Genomic DNA, 16,687 nt, shown 5'->3' with positions numbered 1-16,687 from the left:
GCAACACGGACGGTCACGACGGGCCTCCTAAGGTCAATGCGCGGACGTCATCGATCCGCGTGCGCAGGCCCGCCAGGGCCTGCGCGTTGAGTCGCGCGCCGACGTGGCGGCCGAACGCCTCCAGACAGGCCAGCCGGTCGGCGGGCGGGGTGTCGGGCTGGTCGAGGAACATCAGGTCGTGAGGGGTGATCGCGCGGACCGCGAACATCGGCACCGGGCACCGCATGACCGGCAGGTCCCGGTTGTGCACGCTGCCGACGGTGCTCGTCGGGTGGAACTCCCCGAGCATCAGCCCGCGCTCGACGCACCACGGCCGCACCATCCGGTGGCCGCCGTCGATGAAACTCGCCGCCTCTCCTGCTGGCAGGTCGGGAAAGAAGCCCAGCAGTGCCGCGGACTGCCGGTGCGCCTCGCCGGCCAGGTCATCGAACAGGTGCGCCAGCAGGCGGGCGGCCTCGACGGCGTGCTCACGCGAGGCGCCGGTGAGGGCGATCGCCACCAGCCACACCGTGTCCCCGCGCATCGCGGGGGCCAACCGGGGACACACCGCGCCAGGTCGCCCCAGGTCGGGATGGGAGCGGATGACGAACTGCTCCAGCCAGTCCAGCCCCTGCCGGTACATCGGGAATCGGTCGACCATCTCGGCGGCACCGGCGGCACTGGTCAGGGAACCAGGCACGACGCGGGCGAAACTACTCGCCATGCTGGGGCGCGGCATCAGCACTGCCCTCACCGGTCGCGGGCCTCAGCAGACTCACCGCTGACCGGCTGGTCCGCGCCCAACGGCGTCCCGGAAACGGCACGCGAGGTGAAACCGTCCGGGCCGACGGGCACGTCACCGATGATCGTCACGCGGTGCAGGACCCGCTCCACGCCGTCGAGGTGGTCGATGTCCGGGGCTGCCAGATGCGCGGTGGACCTGTTGTCCCAGAACGCGACGGATCCCGGCGCCCACCCGAACCGCACCGTGTACTCCGGCCGCGTGACCTGGGCGAACAGCAGGTCCAGCAGCGCGCGACTCTCAGCCGGGGACAACCCGAGAATCCGCGCGGTGCGGGAGGGGTTGACAAACAACGCCCGCTCGCCGGTCTCCGGATGGACTCGGACCACCGGGTGCACCGCGACCGGCGCGTCGGCGCCGATCATGTCCAGGATGCGCCGGTCGATCGGATCCGAGGGGATCATCCGGTAACCGGCGAAGAAGCTGTGCTCGGCCTGAAGGCCGTCGCACAACGTCCGCAGCGGAGCCGACAGTCCCTCGTAGGCCGCCACCAGATTGGTCCACTGGGTATCACCGCCGAACGGTGGAACAGTCTCGGCCCGCAGGATCGACGCCGCGGGCGGGTTCACCACATGCGACATGTCCGTGTGCCAGCCGGTAATACCCGACGCCCACCGCAGGCGATAGTGCGCCTCGTAGTCGACTCCGTGCAACTCCCGGTCGATCTGCGGGGAGATCGTCAGGATCTGCGGATACAAGTCGAGAACACTGCTGCTCTGCGCCCGCGACCGCACGGTCAGCGTCCCGAACCTCTCCCCCAACGCGACGTGCGCGGCATGGTCCAGCTTCTGATCGCGGAAGAACAGCACCTTGTGCGTCAGCAGGGCGTCGCGCAACGCCACGACCAGCGGCTCGTCCAACGCTCCCGCGAGATCGACACCGTCGACCTCCGCGCCGATATGCCCAGCCGTCCGACGCAGGGTCAACAACCCGGCTACGCCCGCCTTCGACATCATCAATTCCCCTGTCCCATAGCTACGCGACGTCCGGATGACAACGCGACGTAGTCCGCGATTGGTGAAGGCGGTCGATGCCGACGGACCTAGTCCGTGCACATCACGCTCGCCCCTCGTCGAGAGCCGGGGCGCCAGGAAGCCACTGTGGTAGCGGCCACGTGTCACAAGCCTCGACCGTCGACGGGCAGCACCGTCGATCCGATAGGTGCTCATCAACTGCTGCGACATCAGCATTGGCCGCCGGCTACCACTGGGGCCAGACATTGAGGTGGGGTGCCAGGTGCGACTGGTGGCGGCACCGAGAAGGTGCCCGACACCTCTTCAGGACAGGACGGCCTGGACAGGACCAGCGCATCTGTGCTACCGAGTCGTCTCTGCCACGATCACTCGACTCGTGGGGCCAGATCGACAAAGCAACCGGACTCTCCGGCGCACGATTCGGCCTCTGACTGTGTCCATTCGGCTCAGCGGGAGAGGCCGTTGCACCGCACCGCCGCGGTCGATGCCTCGGCAACGGGGCCGCTCAGGGTTCATGGGCCGGTAACGGCGATGGCCCTACCTGCTCCCGATCGGGCGTTGTCTCGGGAGGCCACTGATGCTGCGCGGGCACGGAGGTCACGGTCGTGCTGTGACAAACTCCCTGCTGAAATAGCCGTTCCCGAGGAGGCAGCGTGTCATCGTCCCACCAGCCCCCTCAGCCGAGAGTCGACAGCGAACCCTTCGGAGTGCTCAAGCCGCCGATCGCGCTCGACCTCGATGACTGGCCGACCGGTCGCTCGATCAGCGAACGCCTCTATCGCGAAATGCCGGACTTCGGTCAGCTTGTCGATCAGGCACACCTCGCAATGACCGTGGCCAGCCGAAACTTTTACGGCGTTGCGTCAAACAGCGCTTCGCTGGAAGTGTTCAATCAAGCTGTCAACGACTTCAATGACCTGCTCTTTGACCTCTGCGAGGCTCGGGGCCGTCCAGCGACCCGCGCTGCGCGCGCCCTGATCGAACACCTCATAAATCTCAGTGATGTCGTCGCCGACGACAGCCTGGCAGAACGCTATCTCGCGCACGGGGCGCTGACGCCGATGATCGAGGCAGAAGCAGAAGTCGGCATCTGGTTGCTCAAGGGACGGGAGCGCAGGGCTGCGGAGCATCGGCTCAGGTCGCAGGCTCGCCGACACAAGCAGCAGGCCACGGAGGCTGTCGCGAAATACGGCTCCAGCTTTCGCAGATCGTGGGCCGAAAAGAACCTGCGCGACCGGGCACGCCTGCATGGCCATGAAAAGTTCTACCACTACTACCGCCTGTCCTCCCAGATTCTCCACGGAGCATCAGGCGGAGCACGGGAGTCGATGCGGGAGATCGACGGCAGGAACGTGTACCGCTCCGGATTAGCCCTTTCCCTGCTACCGCACGCCTATGTGGAAGGCGTGCGGGCATTCAAACTCATTCTTGAATCCATGGTCGAGGCAACTTTTCCGGTTGAGGCCGAAGAGGCGGTGGAAGCGTGCAACTGCCTGCTCACGGCCTGGCCCCACTACCGGCGGGCAGTTTTAAAGGTTGACAGACAGTTATGGCCCCGAACCGCGCCAGAGGGCCCATTTGCGTTATTGGCGGTCTCTCGATCAGGCAAGCAGCGATGGTACTATCACGATCCGGAACTGAAGATGATTGTCGAGGCCCAGCCACCCGGCTCCGCTGAATTCACAGACGCGCAGCGGAAGGGTGTCGAACGACTGACTGCAAGTATCACCGATGACATGTTTGCGGAAGAAGACCAGTGGATCAGCATCCTCATAGCCGGCGTGACAGTAAATCCACGCCCGGGTGCTCGCCGGATCAAGGAAACAAGCATTCTAATACCCGCCGATTCGGACAGACGCCTTCCCATCCAAATCCCTGTTGACCCGTCTGGACAATTGACGATACTACGTACCTGCGGCGTTCGGTGGCTGCCACCGCAGGCGCCACGCCTTTGACATGCCGCCACGGCTAGCGTACGAGGTTCCAATGGGCTCGCATCAGCCGCCGACAGCTGTGGAGGTAATGCCGAGGCGCATTCGGCCTGGCCGCCCGTGCATGTCCAACCCGCCAGAGGCCGCCTAGCACGGATGCCGGGTGAGCAGCAGTACCGTAGGCCATGACCATGTCCGCCCCGTTGACGGCTTCTCGACCGGACGTGAGGGCGTTCGTAGCAGAGGCCAGCAGCTTTCCCCAGGCCCGAAGCCCTCATCGCAGCGCCGCGCCGGTCGCCACCATTGGTTGTGGGCGAAGCGGTGAACGGACGGATCGACCGGCTTTTGCGCGACTACCCCTTCGGCCCTATCAAGCAGGTCATGACCGACCCCGACTATCCGCCGGAGCAGCCACACTGTGGCCCCGGCGTCTACTTCATGGTGGCGTACCCCGACCGGTTCAGTGACGCGACTCCCGACCGGATCAAGATCGGCAGAGCCACCGACGTTCGTCGCCGCCTCGCTGACCTCCAGGCCGGCAACGCGGGACATCTGCACCTGGCACACGTCATCCACGAACCCGACGCCGACCGACGCCGCGACCTCGAACGTCGCCTGCATGACCGCTTCGCGCACCTACGCGTGAACGGCGAGTGGTTCCACTGGACTGGCGATCTTTACGAGTACGTCAACACCCGTTGCTGCGAGGAGTGCCACCACTAACCAGCCACTCGAACTTCAGGTCAGGTGTACCGCAATAATACCGAAACCATCCTGTCACCGACGCAGCCTCCCACCCTCGCCCTGAGACCAGCTAGGTTCAGATCATCAACGCTCATCGAAGTGAGGGGCACTGCTTGATGCACAGCTTCTTGAGGCGCTTGGGTGTGGTTGCCGCCATGGCGAGCAGCCTGACCGTCGTAATGTCTATCGCCATAGCGCCGCCAGCGTCGGCCATCTACGGCGGCACCACCAGCGGGGTACTCAAGGGACAGGTCAACATCTGGGCCGATTCCGGTGCGCGATACCGATGCACGGGGACCCTGATCGGCCAGCGTTGGATCCTCACCGCCAAGCACTGCCTCGAAGGCGAGGACGTCAACCGGTTTCAGATCTGGACCGGAGATCGCAGACCAAAGCACGGTGAGGGTGTTCCTGTGATCGGCTGGGCGCCGAATGACAAGTATGACGTCGCGGTGATGGAACTGAGGTGGTCCGTCCGTAACGTGCAACTGGTCGCCAGGTACAACGCACGCAGCATCCTGAAGACAGGAGTTAATGTTGCGGTTCGAGGGTGGGGACGCACCCAGCCGACCGACGCCTCGTCAGCGCCCAGTACGTCACTGAAGGTTTGCAGCTTGTCTGTCAAAGCTTCAGCTGTCGATCACATGCAATTGCAGCCCAACGATGGGATTCCGATCAAGGGAGACTCGGGCGCAGGGGTCTGGAGCGGCGATCGCGTTTATGGCATCTATGTGAGCTACGACGGCGACTACTCGCACGGCTACGCCGTTCAGACCTCGGTCGTCGCGAACTGGATCGAGGCAATGACCGACATTCCTGGCCAGAACTGACGCTAACCATCGACGAGCTTCTACCACCTCTTGCGGCCCTGCCTCAGCCACGGTCACCGCACCTGAACGGCCACCGTACGATGTCATGCCCGAGCACGACTGCGGCGGGAGGCCGGTCAGGTGCGGGTCAACTCCGTCGCTTTCATCATCACGTCGCGGGCCTGCGTGTGGCGGCATCGGGTGTCGCGTAGCTGCGTCACGACCTCGTGCAGATACGCCGTTACCCGGGGCGAGTCGACGGTTTTGGTCAGGTCGAGCGCGTGATCCAGTGGCTCGCATGCGGCTACCGGATCTCCCGCGTGGAGCCGGGCGGTCGCCAGGTCGCAGAGAGCGAGTAGTCGGTCCCTCGGGTACGCGCTGGTCGCGGTGGTGGCCCGCTGTGCGAGGTAGGCGGCAGCCTGGTCGGGGTTGCGTAACGCCAACCATGCGCGGCCGGTCGCCCCGTTGACGGCTGCTGGGGTGAGCCACTGCGACCACCACGGCTGATCGCCCAGGCGGGCATTGTCGAGAAGGTCGTGGGCGCGGGCGCTTGCCCGTTGCACGGCATCGACGTCTCCTCGGCGCCCGGCGATGGTGATCTCTCGTTGTGCGATCACCGCCCCCACTCTGCTCGGCAGCGCCCCTGAAGTCCGGGTGGAGGCGATCGCGATCAACGTGGCGGCTTCGGTGTGGTGGCCCAGCCAGGACTCCTGGTAGGCAGTCGAGGCGAGCAGATTCGCCGTGGCGTGCTGCAAGGCCGGATCCGTGCTCGCCTCGCGGGCGACCCGCAGCCCGGTCAGATAGACCCGTTGGGCTCGCGCGTGTTGGGCGGCGTCGAACAGCATCCAGCCGTATGTCTCTGACATCTCGATGTAGAGGCGGTGCAGGTGCCGCCCTTCGGCGTCCCCGTAGGAGCATCGTGTGACGATCTGGCCGAGGAGTCTCCACAGTCCGCCCGCCCACAGCAGCGCCGGCCTGCTGCCCTCGGTGTCGTCCAGCTCGCGGCTGCGCCGCACCGACGCCTCGATGTCGGCCAGCAACGTCGTGGAGACGCGGTCACCGTCGAGCGCCGGCCTGAGGCCGTCCATACCGGGTAGCAGGAGGTCCAGGGCGCACGCCGTCACCGACGATCCGGTCAGCAACACGAACCTGCGGCGTTCCATGTCGTCTCCCTGGCTGGCCAGCAGCAACTCCCCGGCGGACACGGTGTAGGGGTCGTCGAAGGCGTGCGACCGCTGGGCAGGTGTGTCCCAGCCTAGGTCCGCAGGTGTGAGCCGCACACCTCGATGCGCACGCAGAACCGTGACGATGTCGGCAGAGACCGCCGCCGACGGTCGGTGGCCCTGCACCCATTTGTAGGCACTCTTGGGGTGCAAGGCCGCTGTCCCGCGTCGCCGCCGCACCTCGTTGATCCTGGCGATGAGCTGCTCCGGACTCCACCCGAGCGCCGCCAGGTGCACTCGCAGCGGCGATTCCCGCCGTGCGGTCACCACTCTTCCCGACCGCTCGTCCGGCCTGCTCTCGTGCCGTGGCCTACGGCGCTGGCGTCCGCAGAGCCGGCAGCGGAGTGACAGGCCGGGCACGACCGGGCTGCTCCGGTGGGAATGTGGTGGGCCGGGTGGAGCCACATTCGCAGCGCTGCGTTCGCCAGTCGGGCGATAGTGACCACGATCTCGGGCAGGGACCAGCGCACCAGGCCGCAGACAAGAGATGCGTCTATCACGATGACACCGTCCCTGGCCGGCGCGGGGAGATCCGGTGTCACGACACGCAGGGCGATGGCGGTCACCACGTAGGTGACGCCGCCGGAGATCAGCGAGGTCAGCGTGTAGACGAACACGATGACCACGAGCAGAGGCGCTACACGGATCACCCGGACAGCCGCTGATTCCGATCTGGCTGGCTCCGAAACCCCCATCATCGTCAACCGCACTGGCCGGACGGTGCGGTCGGGAATGTCAGGGTGGCGGTGATGAGGCGGTGGTCGGACGGCGGCGGGTCGGTGTGGGGTAGGTGGACGTGGTAGCTGTCGGGGATGACGTGCGGGAGCATGGCGGTGTTGGCGAGGAGCCAGTCGATGAGCAGGCCGCCGCCGACGTGATCCTTGTTGTTGACGGTGGGCAGCAGCTTGGTGTGCGGGTTGGTTTGCCAGGCGAGGTCGGCGAGGGCGTGGAAGCCGCATCCGTCGTCGCGTTGTCGGGTGTGGGGGTTCCAGCGGCCGATGAGGTGGTCGACGGCGTCGGTGTCGGCGGTCCAGGTGCCGTCGGGTAGGCGTCGGCCTTTCTGGGCGCGGGTGCGGTAGTCGGTGGCGGTCCAGTCTCGCTGGGGGAGGTGGTCGCCGCTGGCGGTGGAGTTGAGGTCCCCGCCGATGATGACGGGTCGGCGGGTGGTGCCGTAGCGGTCGAGAAGCGCGGCTTGTTGGCGGCGGCGGATGCCGCAGTGGGGTGTCCAGTGGGTGACGGCCGCGGCGAACTCGACGCGGTCGGTGTCGACGTCGGCGGTGTCGGTGACGGCGAAGACCGCGATGTTGCGTTTGTCGGGGAACAGGTGCGGGTCGCCGGCGGTGGGCCAGCTGCGGAGGGTCAGCACGGTGGGGTCGTAGATGATCGCCGACGGCATGGGGCTGTCGGGGTCGTGTCCGAGCAGACCGACGTAGCGGGTGTGGAACCGGTCGGCGAGCAGCTCGGCCGCCTGGTGCAGGGGTCGGCTGCCGTCCTCGCGCCAGTACTTCGCCTCGTTGAGCAGCAGCAACGCGGGGGCGTGTTCGGCGGTATGGAACGCGTCGACGAGCAGTCGCAGATCTCGCCCCTGACCTTGCCGGCGTAGGCCGCCGGCCTCGAAGTTCAACAGAGCGATCTCCACGCGGGTCATGGCTACTCCGATGACGGAAGTCGGTGCGGTGAGGTGGTACGTGGCCGGTTGAGAGGGGTCGTTCTCATACGGCGGGCGGCCCTAGTGAGGGGGCCGGCTGTCTCCGTGGGGGCGGTGCGGGGTGAGGTTCGGCGGGGTCGCTGTGGTGGGCCGTGTCGCTGTCGCCGTGGGTTCGACCGTTCCGGCTCGCGGTGACCTGCTGTACGCCGGTCCATCCGCTGGGTATCTCCCAGCGCATGCCGATCGCGTCGAGGGCGGCGATCCTGTCCTGCGAGAGTTTGCCGTCGCGTCGCGCGGCGCGTTGGGTGTTGATCCACCGGGAGAGGTCGATGTCGCCTTCGCGGTGGCCTCGGCGTGGGTGCAGGTGCCCTTCGCGCCGGTAGAAGGCGGTGGCGGTGGCCAGGTTGCGTTCCCAGGTGGCGTCTCGGATCGACCACTGCATGCCGAGTGCTTCAAGGCTGCGGATGCGGTCGGTGGTGAGGCGTCCGAGTCGGTAGTCGGTGCGTCGGGCGTCGAGCCAGTCGTAGAGGTTGATGCCGTCGATGAGCTGGCCGTACGGGACTCGGAGATGGCCGTGGGTAGCGTGAAAGTGGTGCAGGGCGGTGAAGCCGTCCCGGTAGGAGGGGCGTTTGACGGTCCAGTCGATCCCGAGGTCGGTGAGGGCGGCGACCCGCTCAGCAGCGAGGGTGCCCTTGCGGTGATAGCCGCGTTGTTGCCCTACCCAGAGGGCGAGGTCGAGTCCATCGACCACGTATCCGGTGGGAACGTCCAGGTGACCGTGTTCGGCGTGGAACGCGGTCGCGGCGGCGATGCCCCTTTCCCAGGCTCGCCGCGCCGGTGTGAAGTCGAAGCCGATCTCGTTCAGGTACTGGACCCGATCTTGTGGAAGCCGGCTTGCCTGGTACTCGACACGCTGCCACGCGACCCAGCGGTCCAGTCGTATGCCGTGGCGTACGTGTCCGGTGGGAACCCTCATGTGTCCGTGGTCCGCGTGGAACGCCGTCAGCGCGGCATAGCCGACGAGCCACTCCGAGGTGGTCTCCTCCAGAACTCGCACGGTGAGTGTCCGCAGCAGATCGTCGGAGGCATAGCCGTCGGGCAGGCGGACGAGCAGACGCGGCGGTAGCTCCGCGGCGACACCGCTCGACATCTTGGTCCGTTGAGTGTCGAGGTCGGTGGCCAGCCCGTTGTCGTGTGCGCGCAGGGCGCGCAGGATCTGAAGGAGGGTGGTCCATCCGGTCAGGTCTGCGGCGAGATCGCGGGCGGCTTCGTCCGGGTCGTCCGGCAGCAGGACCGGCAGGAGGATGGTGGCGATGCCGGATCCGGCCCGGTTACGGCGCAATGCCCGGCCCACGGTTTGGATGACGTCGGGCTCGGACTCCTTCGGGGCGGTGAAGACCACGGCGTCCACGGCGGGCACGTTGACGCCCTCCCCAAGGCACCGGGCGTTGGAGATCACCGTCCAGCCGTCCTCGGGCGGGTCCGCGAGGCTAGCCAGATGCAGCTCCCGCTGGGCCAGCGTCTGGGTGCCATCCACATGCCCGACCGTCAGGCGGCCCTTGGGACGATCCTGTTCCGGCAGGGAGGCCACCGCAGCCGGCAGAGTACGAGAGAACTCTTTGGACTGCGCCACCCGTTGGGTGAACACCAGCACCCGACGAAGGCCGAACTCGGCGGCGGCGCGGACAAGAGCGGTCTGCACCACAGCGGTGCGCAGCGGCGCCGCGCCGGCACGCACGACCGCGCGGGGATCGAGGCGACGCAGGGTCGCCAGCGCCTCTGCGGAGGCGATACCCACCACGACGATGCGGTAGTCGTCGAGCCAGCCGTCAGCGATCGCGTTCGCGAACGGGTAGCTGTAGTGGACCGGCCCGAACACCTTCGCGTCGTCCATCGACAGGACGTCCTCACCGCCGCCGCCCGCGCGACGACGGGTACCGAGGACCCGTGGCGTCGCGGTCATATACAGCCGCCGTGTGGCAGGTAGGTGCTCGTCGCGGTGCACCAGCGCGACATGCTTGCCCGACCATCCGGCAGTGTGGTGCGCCTCATCGATGACCAACAGATCGGCGACGGTGTCGGCTTTGTGAAGTCCTTCGCCCACTACACCGGCAGAGGCATGCGTGACCAGGATCAGCCGCATGCGCGTGCTCGGCGTGCGCCGCACCCAGTCGGCGATCTCCCTCGGCCGGGTGGTGACCGGACACTGAAGGTCCGCCACCCGCACCGCAGCATCGGCGACGGTGTCATCGCTGCACACCGCGAGGACCTGCGCCCCCATACCGGCGGCAGCCCACACCGCCAGGGTCTGCGCCAGCAGCGGCAGCGACGGGCACGCCACCACCACCAGCCCGGCCGGGCACAGCCGCGCAGCGGCGTGCACCGCGACCAGCGATTTTCCGGTGCCGCAGGCGGCCCGGAACTGGCCGCGACCACCGGCGGACTGCCCCCGCACGATCGCCTCGACAGCCTCCCGCTGATAGTCGCGAAGCGCTGGCAGCCGCTCGACCAGCCGTGCGCCCGTCACCTCAGTCCCTTCGTCAGTCGCAGGGCCGCGGTCGCCAGTCGGACGATGATCACCATGATCTCGTGCAGGTACCAGCCCACCAGACCGCAGACGATCAACACCGCAGCCGTGACGACACCGCCGCGTGCCGGCGCGGGAAGATCCGGTGCCACCACATGCAGGGCGGCGGCGGTCCCCACGTAGGTGACCGAGCCTGCGATCAGCGCGATCGGCGTGTGCACGAACACGATGACCACGATCAGATGCGCGACACGAATCACACGGCCAGCCGCCAATTCCGATCTCGCTGGTTCCGGGATCCTCACGGCCGTCACACGCCGTCGCGGGACGGCGCGGTGGACGACGTCAATGTGGCGCCGGCCCGCGTCGTGGTGTCACGGTGCGCGCGGCGGCGCATCGGATACAGGGCCAGGCCGTCGGCGACCGTGATCGCGGTGCCGGGCTCATAACCATTGCGAGCGAGCAGGCGCTGCCCGGCCGCAAGCGTGACGGTCCAGCAGGGCATGGTGACGTGATCGATGCGGCTGTGCACCTCCGCCAGCAGTGCCTGGCCCCGCCCGGTCCCTTGAAACGGTGGGCGGACGGCGAGGTAGGCGAGGTGGTGGTGGGCCTCGTCGGGCGGAGCGGCAGCGAGCAGGTCATGCACCGCCGCGAAGCGGTGGACGTGTGGGCCGGCGGCCTCGGCGAGACGCGCGGCGTAGTCGGCCGGAGGCGGCAGCGGACCGTACCGGCGCAAGCAGACGCTGACGGCGCTCAAGTCGTCCACGAGATGGACCTCGCCGTAGAACATTGCGTGCTCCACCCATATCGCGGCGACGGCGGCCAGGACACGGGCCCGCTGCGCGTCGTCGGGCACCAACCACACGGCGAGCGGGCTGGGACACAGCGCCTCGGCGATCACCTTTGCGGCTTCAGCCCTTTCGGTCCATCTGGCGGCCCGGATCCGGTACCCCACCTCGTTCTCCTTCTCTGTCGTCGGTCCGCCGGGAGACGGCGTGCTGGTGTGGGTGGCCGGCGGCAGCGCAACGGGGGCGGTCCGCTGCCGCCGGCCGGGAGACCAGCCGTCGCCTGCTGCTCGGGTCCAGGTGCGCCGGCTGGCCAGGTCGTCACCCGTCACGTGGCGGTGGGTGGTGTGGCGGTGTCGGTGGTGTGGCCTCGCGTCAGGATGAGCACGTGCGAGAACAGGCCCGGCCGGATGCCGCTGACGCGTTCCTGCGCGGCGAGCAACTCCCCCGTGCCCGGGTCGATGACCAGCACCGTGGTAGACCCCTCGGCGGCGACACGAAACGCCAGACCGGCGCGCCCGGCGAGGTCGGTTGTCGTGCCGCCGTAGGTGATGCCGGGAATCCGTGCGAGCACACGTAGTGCCGTGGCCCGCTGGGCGTGGTCGAGGTGTTGGCTGGTGGCCAGGCCGATGACACCACCGGCGAGCAGTCTCGGGTAGGCGGGCTCGCCGACGAGCTCGGCTGGCACCAACAGCCTGGCCAACCGTGCCGGGTCGGCCGGGACCGGCTCGGAGAGGTACGGGTGCAGACCTCCCGCCCGGTGGCGGTGCGTGGTCGGGGCGGCGTGATCGAACAGGGACCGCTCACCGGGTCGGGGCTGGTGCTCCACACCCGCCAGGTCCGGCGCCCGCCGCATGACCTCACGGCCGGAGCCGTCCGCGTGCCGCCACCGTCGGACGTCGGTGCGGACGATTCTGTTCGTCGCGCGGGCCCACGTATGGAGGTGCAGGTAGGTGTAGGGCAGGCCGATGGTGGCGTCGGCCGGTGTGCCGGCCAGGGTGTCGGCGAGGATCTCCAACCGCTGACCCGCGGTGGGCCCGGCATCGGTCGCGGACCGGGTAGGTGGGCGGTCCAGCGGCGCGGCGGTGGGTGCGGCGATCGTGCCCGGTCGGGGGGCTGCGGTGCTGGGCTGGCACCCGGCCAGGGCGAGGACACCGCCGCCGAGGAGCAGGGGCAGGAGGGCGCGGCGGGTCGGGTGGGGTTGCTGCGTCATGGTGCGCGCGTCCTCAGTCGGCCTTGCGGGCGTGGATGACCCGGGTCGTGTAGGAGGACAGGAGCACGCGCGGATCGGCCATGAGGGCACCGAACCGGTCGAGGTCGTTGTCGCTGAACTCGGTGGCCAGTTCGGGGTGTAGGTGGGTGGCGATGTCGGCGAGGAGCTGGCAACCGGGCCGGGTGCCGGTCCAGGTCTCGGTGCCGATGTGGACGCAGTGCCGCGTCATGCCCCGGTTGACCAGCAGGGACTCGATGTTGCTCGTCCACGTGCCTGCCTCGTCGCTGCCGGCGATGGCGCGCCGGATCCGGTTCATGACGGCGGCGATCAGGTGATCGTCGGCGGCGTCCGGCGCCCGGTACACCTTCGGCGCGGAGGGCAGGACATCGGCGAGGACGAGCGTGCCGCCGGGGCGTAGGCGGGCGATCATCTGCTCCAACACGTCCACCGGGTCGCGTAGCGGCTTGGTGCTCCGGCGGGCGACGATGTGGTGGTATCTGTCGTACGTGTCGGGTAGGACGTCCCGGTCGAGGTCACACTCCTGCACGGTGATGACGTTGGTCGGGGTGAGTCGACTGGTGTCGGTGTCGACGGCGGTGACGATCCCGTACTCGCCGACGAGCTTCGCCAGGTGGGCGGTGATCTCCCCGGGACCGGCGCCGACCTCCAGGACGACATGGTCAGGTTTGATGTCGATCCGGTCCAGGATTCTGCGGATGACCGGGTCAAGCAGTCGGTGCGCCGGGTCAGGGCGCGCCGATAGTGAGGTCGTCGTCATAGGGTCCTCCGGAGGTCGGTCTGGTGATGCCGGCGGCATCGCTCACGCGGCGGTGTTCGTGGCGGTGGCAATCCGGTCGACGAGGTAGGCGGCTTCGTCGATGGCCTCCCGCTGGTGGGGCAGCAGTGGTCCGCTCGCGTAGGGTTCGGCGATCGCGGCGTAGGGGTCGGTGACGGGCGTCGTGATGCCTGCCAGTTCTTCGAGGAACGCCAGGGCGCAGTGCGGCACGTACCAGGGGTTGTATCCGCCTTCGTGGGCGGCGACGAGACGTCCGTGACAGAGCCGGTCGGCCGCGTCGACCAGCAGGCGACCGATCTGCCGGTAGCTGTCGGCGCACAGCATCTGCCGCGCGAGGGGGTCCCAGGCGTTGCCGTCGAACCCGGCGGCGACCAGGATCAGGTCGGGGGTGAAGCGGTCGAGTGCCGGGAGGACGACCTGGTGCATCGCGTGCAGGTAGGCGGCCTGGCCGCTGCCAGGCGGTAGGGGGACGTTGAGGGCGTAGCCGAGGCCGTCGCCCGCGCCGTTCTCCTCGACGCCGCCGGAGTCGGGTGGGAAACATCCGGCCTGGTGCAGGCTGATGGTGAGCACACTCGGATCGGTGTAGAAGATCGCTTGGGTGCCGTTGCCGTGGTGGACGTCGACGTCCACCACCGCGACCCGCGCGAACCCGAGCTCCTCTTGGGCGTGGCGGGCGGCGACGGCGATGTTGTTGATCAGGCAGAAGCCCATGCCGGTGTCGGCGGTGGCGTGGTGGCCGGGCGGGCGGAGCAGGGCGTAGCCGTTGGTGACGTCGCCCTCGGCGACGGCGGTGACGAGGTCGACCAGACCACCGGCAGCGAGACGGGCGATCTCGGCACTGCCTCGGCCCACCGGTGAGAAGCCGTCCCCGGCGTCGCCTCCCCCACGCAGGTCGGACTGCTCCTGGAGGTGCTGCACGTACGCGCCGGTGTGCACCCGCAGGAGTTCGACCATCGTGGCCTGGCGGGGCTCGATCGGCACCAGGTCGCGGAGCAGGCCGCAGGCGTGGACCAGCTCGTGAATCCGGCGTGTCGTGTCCGGACTCTCGATGTGCGCGCCGGGAGCGACGCCTGCGAGCGGGGCCGCCGGGATGAGGCCGGCGCTGGTGCCGGTGTCGTGCCACAGGTAATGCGGGTGATGGACGTAGCCGGTGGGCATAACTGCACCTCCAAAAGACCGGGACCGTGACCGATGTCAGGACGTGGTGATGACCTCAGATGCGTGCGGTGCGCGGGGACCCGGGACCGGTGTCCTGACGGCGGCGGTCAGGTCGGCGGTCAGTGCGTCGATCTGCGCGGTGGTGATGCCGGGCATACAGATGAGATGGCTGACGGGTCCGTCGGTGGCCAGCAGCCACTTGACCCGGACCGTCTCGGGTGGGGTGGGCAGGACGACCGTGAACGCGTGGGGGTACCGCCATGCCTGCCAACCGGTCGTCCGGATCCGGTCGACGGCGTAGGCGGCGACGGTGCGGGCTTCGGCGGCCCGCCATCGGTGTCCTTCGCGGCCGTGGACGGCGATGGCGTGCCAGAGCAGGGCGGCGGCCAGGCCGCAGCGGGATCCGGTGACGGTGGTGTCGGCGGCGGCGGTGTAGGCGATCGGTTGTCGGGTCGGGTTGCGGACGTGGTCGCGGATCAGCACCACCCCGCACGGTGTGGGCACGCCGAGGAACTTGTGGCCGGACACCGCGATCGAGTCGATGCCCGCGGCATCACAGTCGAGTGTGCCGTCGAGAGCGAGCGGAATTCCGGACAGGGCCGCGTCGACGTGCAGATGCCCGACCATGGCGTACTCACTGAGGACGGCGCGGATCCGGGTGACGTCGTCCACGGCCTCGGTCATCGTGGTGCCCGCCGTGGCGACCACGATCGCCGGCCACCGCCGTCGCTTCCGCAGCTTCTCGGCGAGGTCGTCGTAGTCCATCTCCCCGTCCGGATGCGCCCGCACGACCGCCTTGTAGGCACCCAACATCTCAACGATCTTGGGGATGGAGTAGTGGGCGGCGGTGGAGTAGTAGATCCGGGCTGTCGGCCAGCGGCGGTAGGCGGCGGCCAGGGCGGACAGGTTGCCTTCGGTGCCGCCGGTGGTGACGTAGCCCCACCGGTCATCGGCCGGTATCCCGAACAGGTCCGCCATCCAGGCGACCACCGCCTGTTCCAGCACCCGGGTGTGCGCGACCCCGCCGGTGTCGGCGGGGTCGCCGATGTTGTTCCACAGTCGGTGCCCGAGGCGGGCGATGACCGCGCTGTGGTCGAGGTCGACCGCGCCCGGGTACCCGATGGCGGTCGGTGCCGTGGCTGCGGCGTCGGCGACGAGGTGGTCGAGGACCGCGGTGACATCGATGTCATCGCGGCTCAGATCGGCGGCCACCGCCAGATCGGCGATCGAGGTGGACGTCACCGTGGCCACCTCCACGGCAGGTGGGCCGACAGGGTCTCGTGGAGGGTGCCAAGGTGGTGCCACACCTGCCGGGTGTCGGCATCGCCCTGGCTGGTGAGGTCGTGGTGCGGGTTGTGCCACACCGGATTCCAACGGGCTTCGAGGGGTTTGCTGCTGCGCACGCCGGAGCTGCCGACGCGGGCGTGCGGGTCACGGTCGACCTTGATGGCCGTGCCGTCGACCAGCAGCGCGAAGCACTGGCCCTTCAGGTCGAACGCCGAGCGGACGGAGCCGGTCCCGGACGGGCTGCGCAGGGTGCGGGCGAGCTGGTGCCACGACCCGTCGACGGAGTCGAGGGTGCTCACCCCGGCACCGACGTAGACCGCGTCGGTGGGCAGGGTCATGTCACCGCCGTTGACCATCGACCGTTCCGGACCCAGCGGATGCCATGAGCGTCCCAGGGACCTGGCGTGCGCAATGTTGTCCGCGGCGATGGCCGTCAGGTCCGCCAGCAGGGCTACCAGGTTCTCCGACTCGGGAGCAGCCAGGAACATTCGGTAGGCGGTGTGTAGCCGGAACCCGTGCGGCTCCGTCGACGACGGCGCGGCGAAGAACAGCATCACCGCGTGCGGGCCGAGGGCCTCCCGCGTCCCGTATCGCTCGTCGGCGGCGAGCAGATGCCCACCGTTCAGACCCTTGCACCGGTAAACCACCTGGTGACGCAGCTCCACCCACCACCGACGCTCGGCGTCCGACTCACCCTGCGGGTCATCCATCGTCGCAGCCGACGACATCGGCCTCGCAGGCTCAGACGGTTCCGGCGGAGGCTCAGGTAGACGCTCATAGGCGATCGACGGCGGCCCGTACCCGGGTGTGG

General features: G+C 68.4%; 16 protein-coding genes. 3 read left to right on the top strand and 13 right to left on the bottom strand.

The window, feature by feature from the left end; genetic code table 11:
* Nucleotides 1-13 precede the first annotated feature (13 nt).
* Nucleotides 14-679: a DUF6875 domain-containing protein gene (locus ACIBMZ_RS20915; protein ID WP_396696191.1), complete on the bottom strand. Its 666-nt coding sequence runs from the start codon at nucleotides 677-679 to the stop codon at nucleotides 14-16.
* 50 nt (nucleotides 680-729) lie between these two features.
* Complete coding sequence (locus ACIBMZ_RS20910; RefSeq protein ID WP_396696189.1) at nucleotides 730-1,971, bottom strand: TauD/TfdA dioxygenase family protein; 1,242 nt, start codon at nucleotides 1,969-1,971, stop codon at nucleotides 730-732.
* A 437-nt stretch (nucleotides 1,972-2,408) separates the two neighbouring features.
* On the opposite strand from ACIBMZ_RS20910, the gene ACIBMZ_RS20905 reads away from it, so the two are divergent.
* The 3 genes from ACIBMZ_RS20905 (at nucleotide 2,409) to ACIBMZ_RS20895 (ending at nucleotide 5,260) form a co-directional block, all read left to right on the top strand.
* Entirely contained in the window at nucleotides 2,409-3,710 is a 1,302-nt protein-coding gene (locus tag ACIBMZ_RS20905; RefSeq protein ID WP_396696187.1) for a DUF5677 domain-containing protein, read from the top strand.
* 285 nt (nucleotides 3,711-3,995) lie between these two features.
* Nucleotides 3,996-4,409 carry a GIY-YIG nuclease family protein gene (locus ACIBMZ_RS20900; RefSeq protein WP_396696185.1) on the top strand — a complete coding sequence of 138 codons (414 nt, stop codon included), beginning with the start codon at nucleotides 3,996-3,998 and terminating at the stop codon, nucleotides 4,407-4,409.
* 176 nt (nucleotides 4,410-4,585) lie between these two features.
* Entirely contained in the window at nucleotides 4,586-5,260 is a 675-nt protein-coding gene (locus ACIBMZ_RS20895) for a trypsin-like serine protease (protein WP_396696183.1), read from the top strand.
* A 116-nt stretch (nucleotides 5,261-5,376) separates the two neighbouring features.
* Here ACIBMZ_RS20895 and ACIBMZ_RS20890 read toward each other — a convergent pair whose 3' ends face one another.
* The 11 genes from ACIBMZ_RS20890 to ACIBMZ_RS20840 form a co-directional block, all read right to left on the bottom strand.
* Nucleotides 5,377-6,699, bottom strand: coding sequence for a hypothetical protein (locus ACIBMZ_RS20890; RefSeq protein ID WP_396696181.1), 1,323 nt, complete (start codon nucleotides 6,697-6,699; stop codon nucleotides 5,377-5,379).
* Between the two features lie 26 nt (nucleotides 6,700-6,725).
* Nucleotides 6,726-7,088: a hypothetical protein gene (locus tag ACIBMZ_RS20885; RefSeq protein ID WP_396696179.1), complete on the bottom strand. Its 363-nt coding sequence runs from the start codon at nucleotides 7,086-7,088 to the stop codon at nucleotides 6,726-6,728.
* Between the two features lie 74 nt (nucleotides 7,089-7,162).
* Nucleotides 7,163-8,110 carry an endonuclease/exonuclease/phosphatase family protein gene (locus ACIBMZ_RS20880; RefSeq protein WP_396696177.1) on the bottom strand — a complete coding sequence of 316 codons (948 nt, stop codon included), beginning with the start codon at nucleotides 8,108-8,110 and terminating at the stop codon, nucleotides 7,163-7,165.
* A gap of 64 nt (nucleotides 8,111-8,174) precedes the next feature.
* Complete coding sequence (locus ACIBMZ_RS20875; protein WP_396696175.1) at nucleotides 8,175-10,637, bottom strand: Helicase associated domain protein; 2,463 nt, start codon at nucleotides 10,635-10,637, stop codon at nucleotides 8,175-8,177.
* Nucleotides 10,634-10,942 (bottom strand): hypothetical protein, encoded by a 309-nt coding sequence (locus ACIBMZ_RS20870; RefSeq protein WP_396696173.1) that lies wholly within the window; start codon nucleotides 10,940-10,942, stop codon nucleotides 10,634-10,636. Before ACIBMZ_RS20870 ends, ACIBMZ_RS20875 begins: the two co-directional genes overlap by 4 nt.
* Nucleotides 10,943-10,947: 5 nt before the next feature.
* Nucleotides 10,948-11,538 carry a GNAT family N-acetyltransferase gene (locus ACIBMZ_RS20865; RefSeq protein WP_396696171.1) on the bottom strand — a complete coding sequence of 197 codons (591 nt, stop codon included), beginning with the start codon at nucleotides 11,536-11,538 and terminating at the stop codon, nucleotides 10,948-10,950.
* A gap of 212 nt (nucleotides 11,539-11,750) precedes the next feature.
* The gene (locus tag ACIBMZ_RS20860) at nucleotides 11,751-12,635 is read right to left on the bottom strand and encodes a hypothetical protein (protein WP_396696169.1); all 885 of its coding nucleotides are present in this window, start codon (nucleotides 12,633-12,635) and stop codon (nucleotides 11,751-11,753) included.
* A 13-nt stretch (nucleotides 12,636-12,648) separates the two neighbouring features.
* The gene (locus tag ACIBMZ_RS20855; protein ID WP_396696167.1) at nucleotides 12,649-13,413 is read right to left on the bottom strand and encodes a class I SAM-dependent methyltransferase; all 765 of its coding nucleotides are present in this window, start codon (nucleotides 13,411-13,413) and stop codon (nucleotides 12,649-12,651) included.
* Nucleotides 13,414-13,455: 42 nt separating this feature from the next.
* A complete protein-coding gene (locus ACIBMZ_RS20850; RefSeq protein WP_396696165.1) occupies nucleotides 13,456-14,589 on the bottom strand; it encodes a class II histone deacetylase in 1,134 nt (377 codons plus the stop codon).
* Nucleotides 14,590-14,625: 36 nt separating this feature from the next.
* The gene (locus tag ACIBMZ_RS20845; protein WP_396696163.1) at nucleotides 14,626-15,831 is read right to left on the bottom strand and encodes a histidine decarboxylase; all 1,206 of its coding nucleotides are present in this window, start codon (nucleotides 15,829-15,831) and stop codon (nucleotides 14,626-14,628) included.
* Nucleotides 15,828-16,586, bottom strand: a complete 759-nt coding sequence (locus ACIBMZ_RS20840; RefSeq protein WP_396696161.1) for a hypothetical protein — start codon at nucleotides 16,584-16,586, stop codon at nucleotides 15,828-15,830. Before ACIBMZ_RS20840 ends, ACIBMZ_RS20845 begins: the two co-directional genes overlap by 4 nt.
* Nucleotides 16,587-16,687: the final 101 nt, after the last annotated feature.

The organism is Micromonospora sp. NPDC049900 (assembly GCF_044461025.1).
In the GTDB taxonomy this organism is placed as follows: domain Bacteria; phylum Actinomycetota; class Actinomycetes; order Mycobacteriales; family Micromonosporaceae; genus Micromonospora.
The sequence above is the reverse complement of the archived record's forward strand: the minus strand, read 5'-3'. Positions and strand labels throughout refer to the sequence as shown.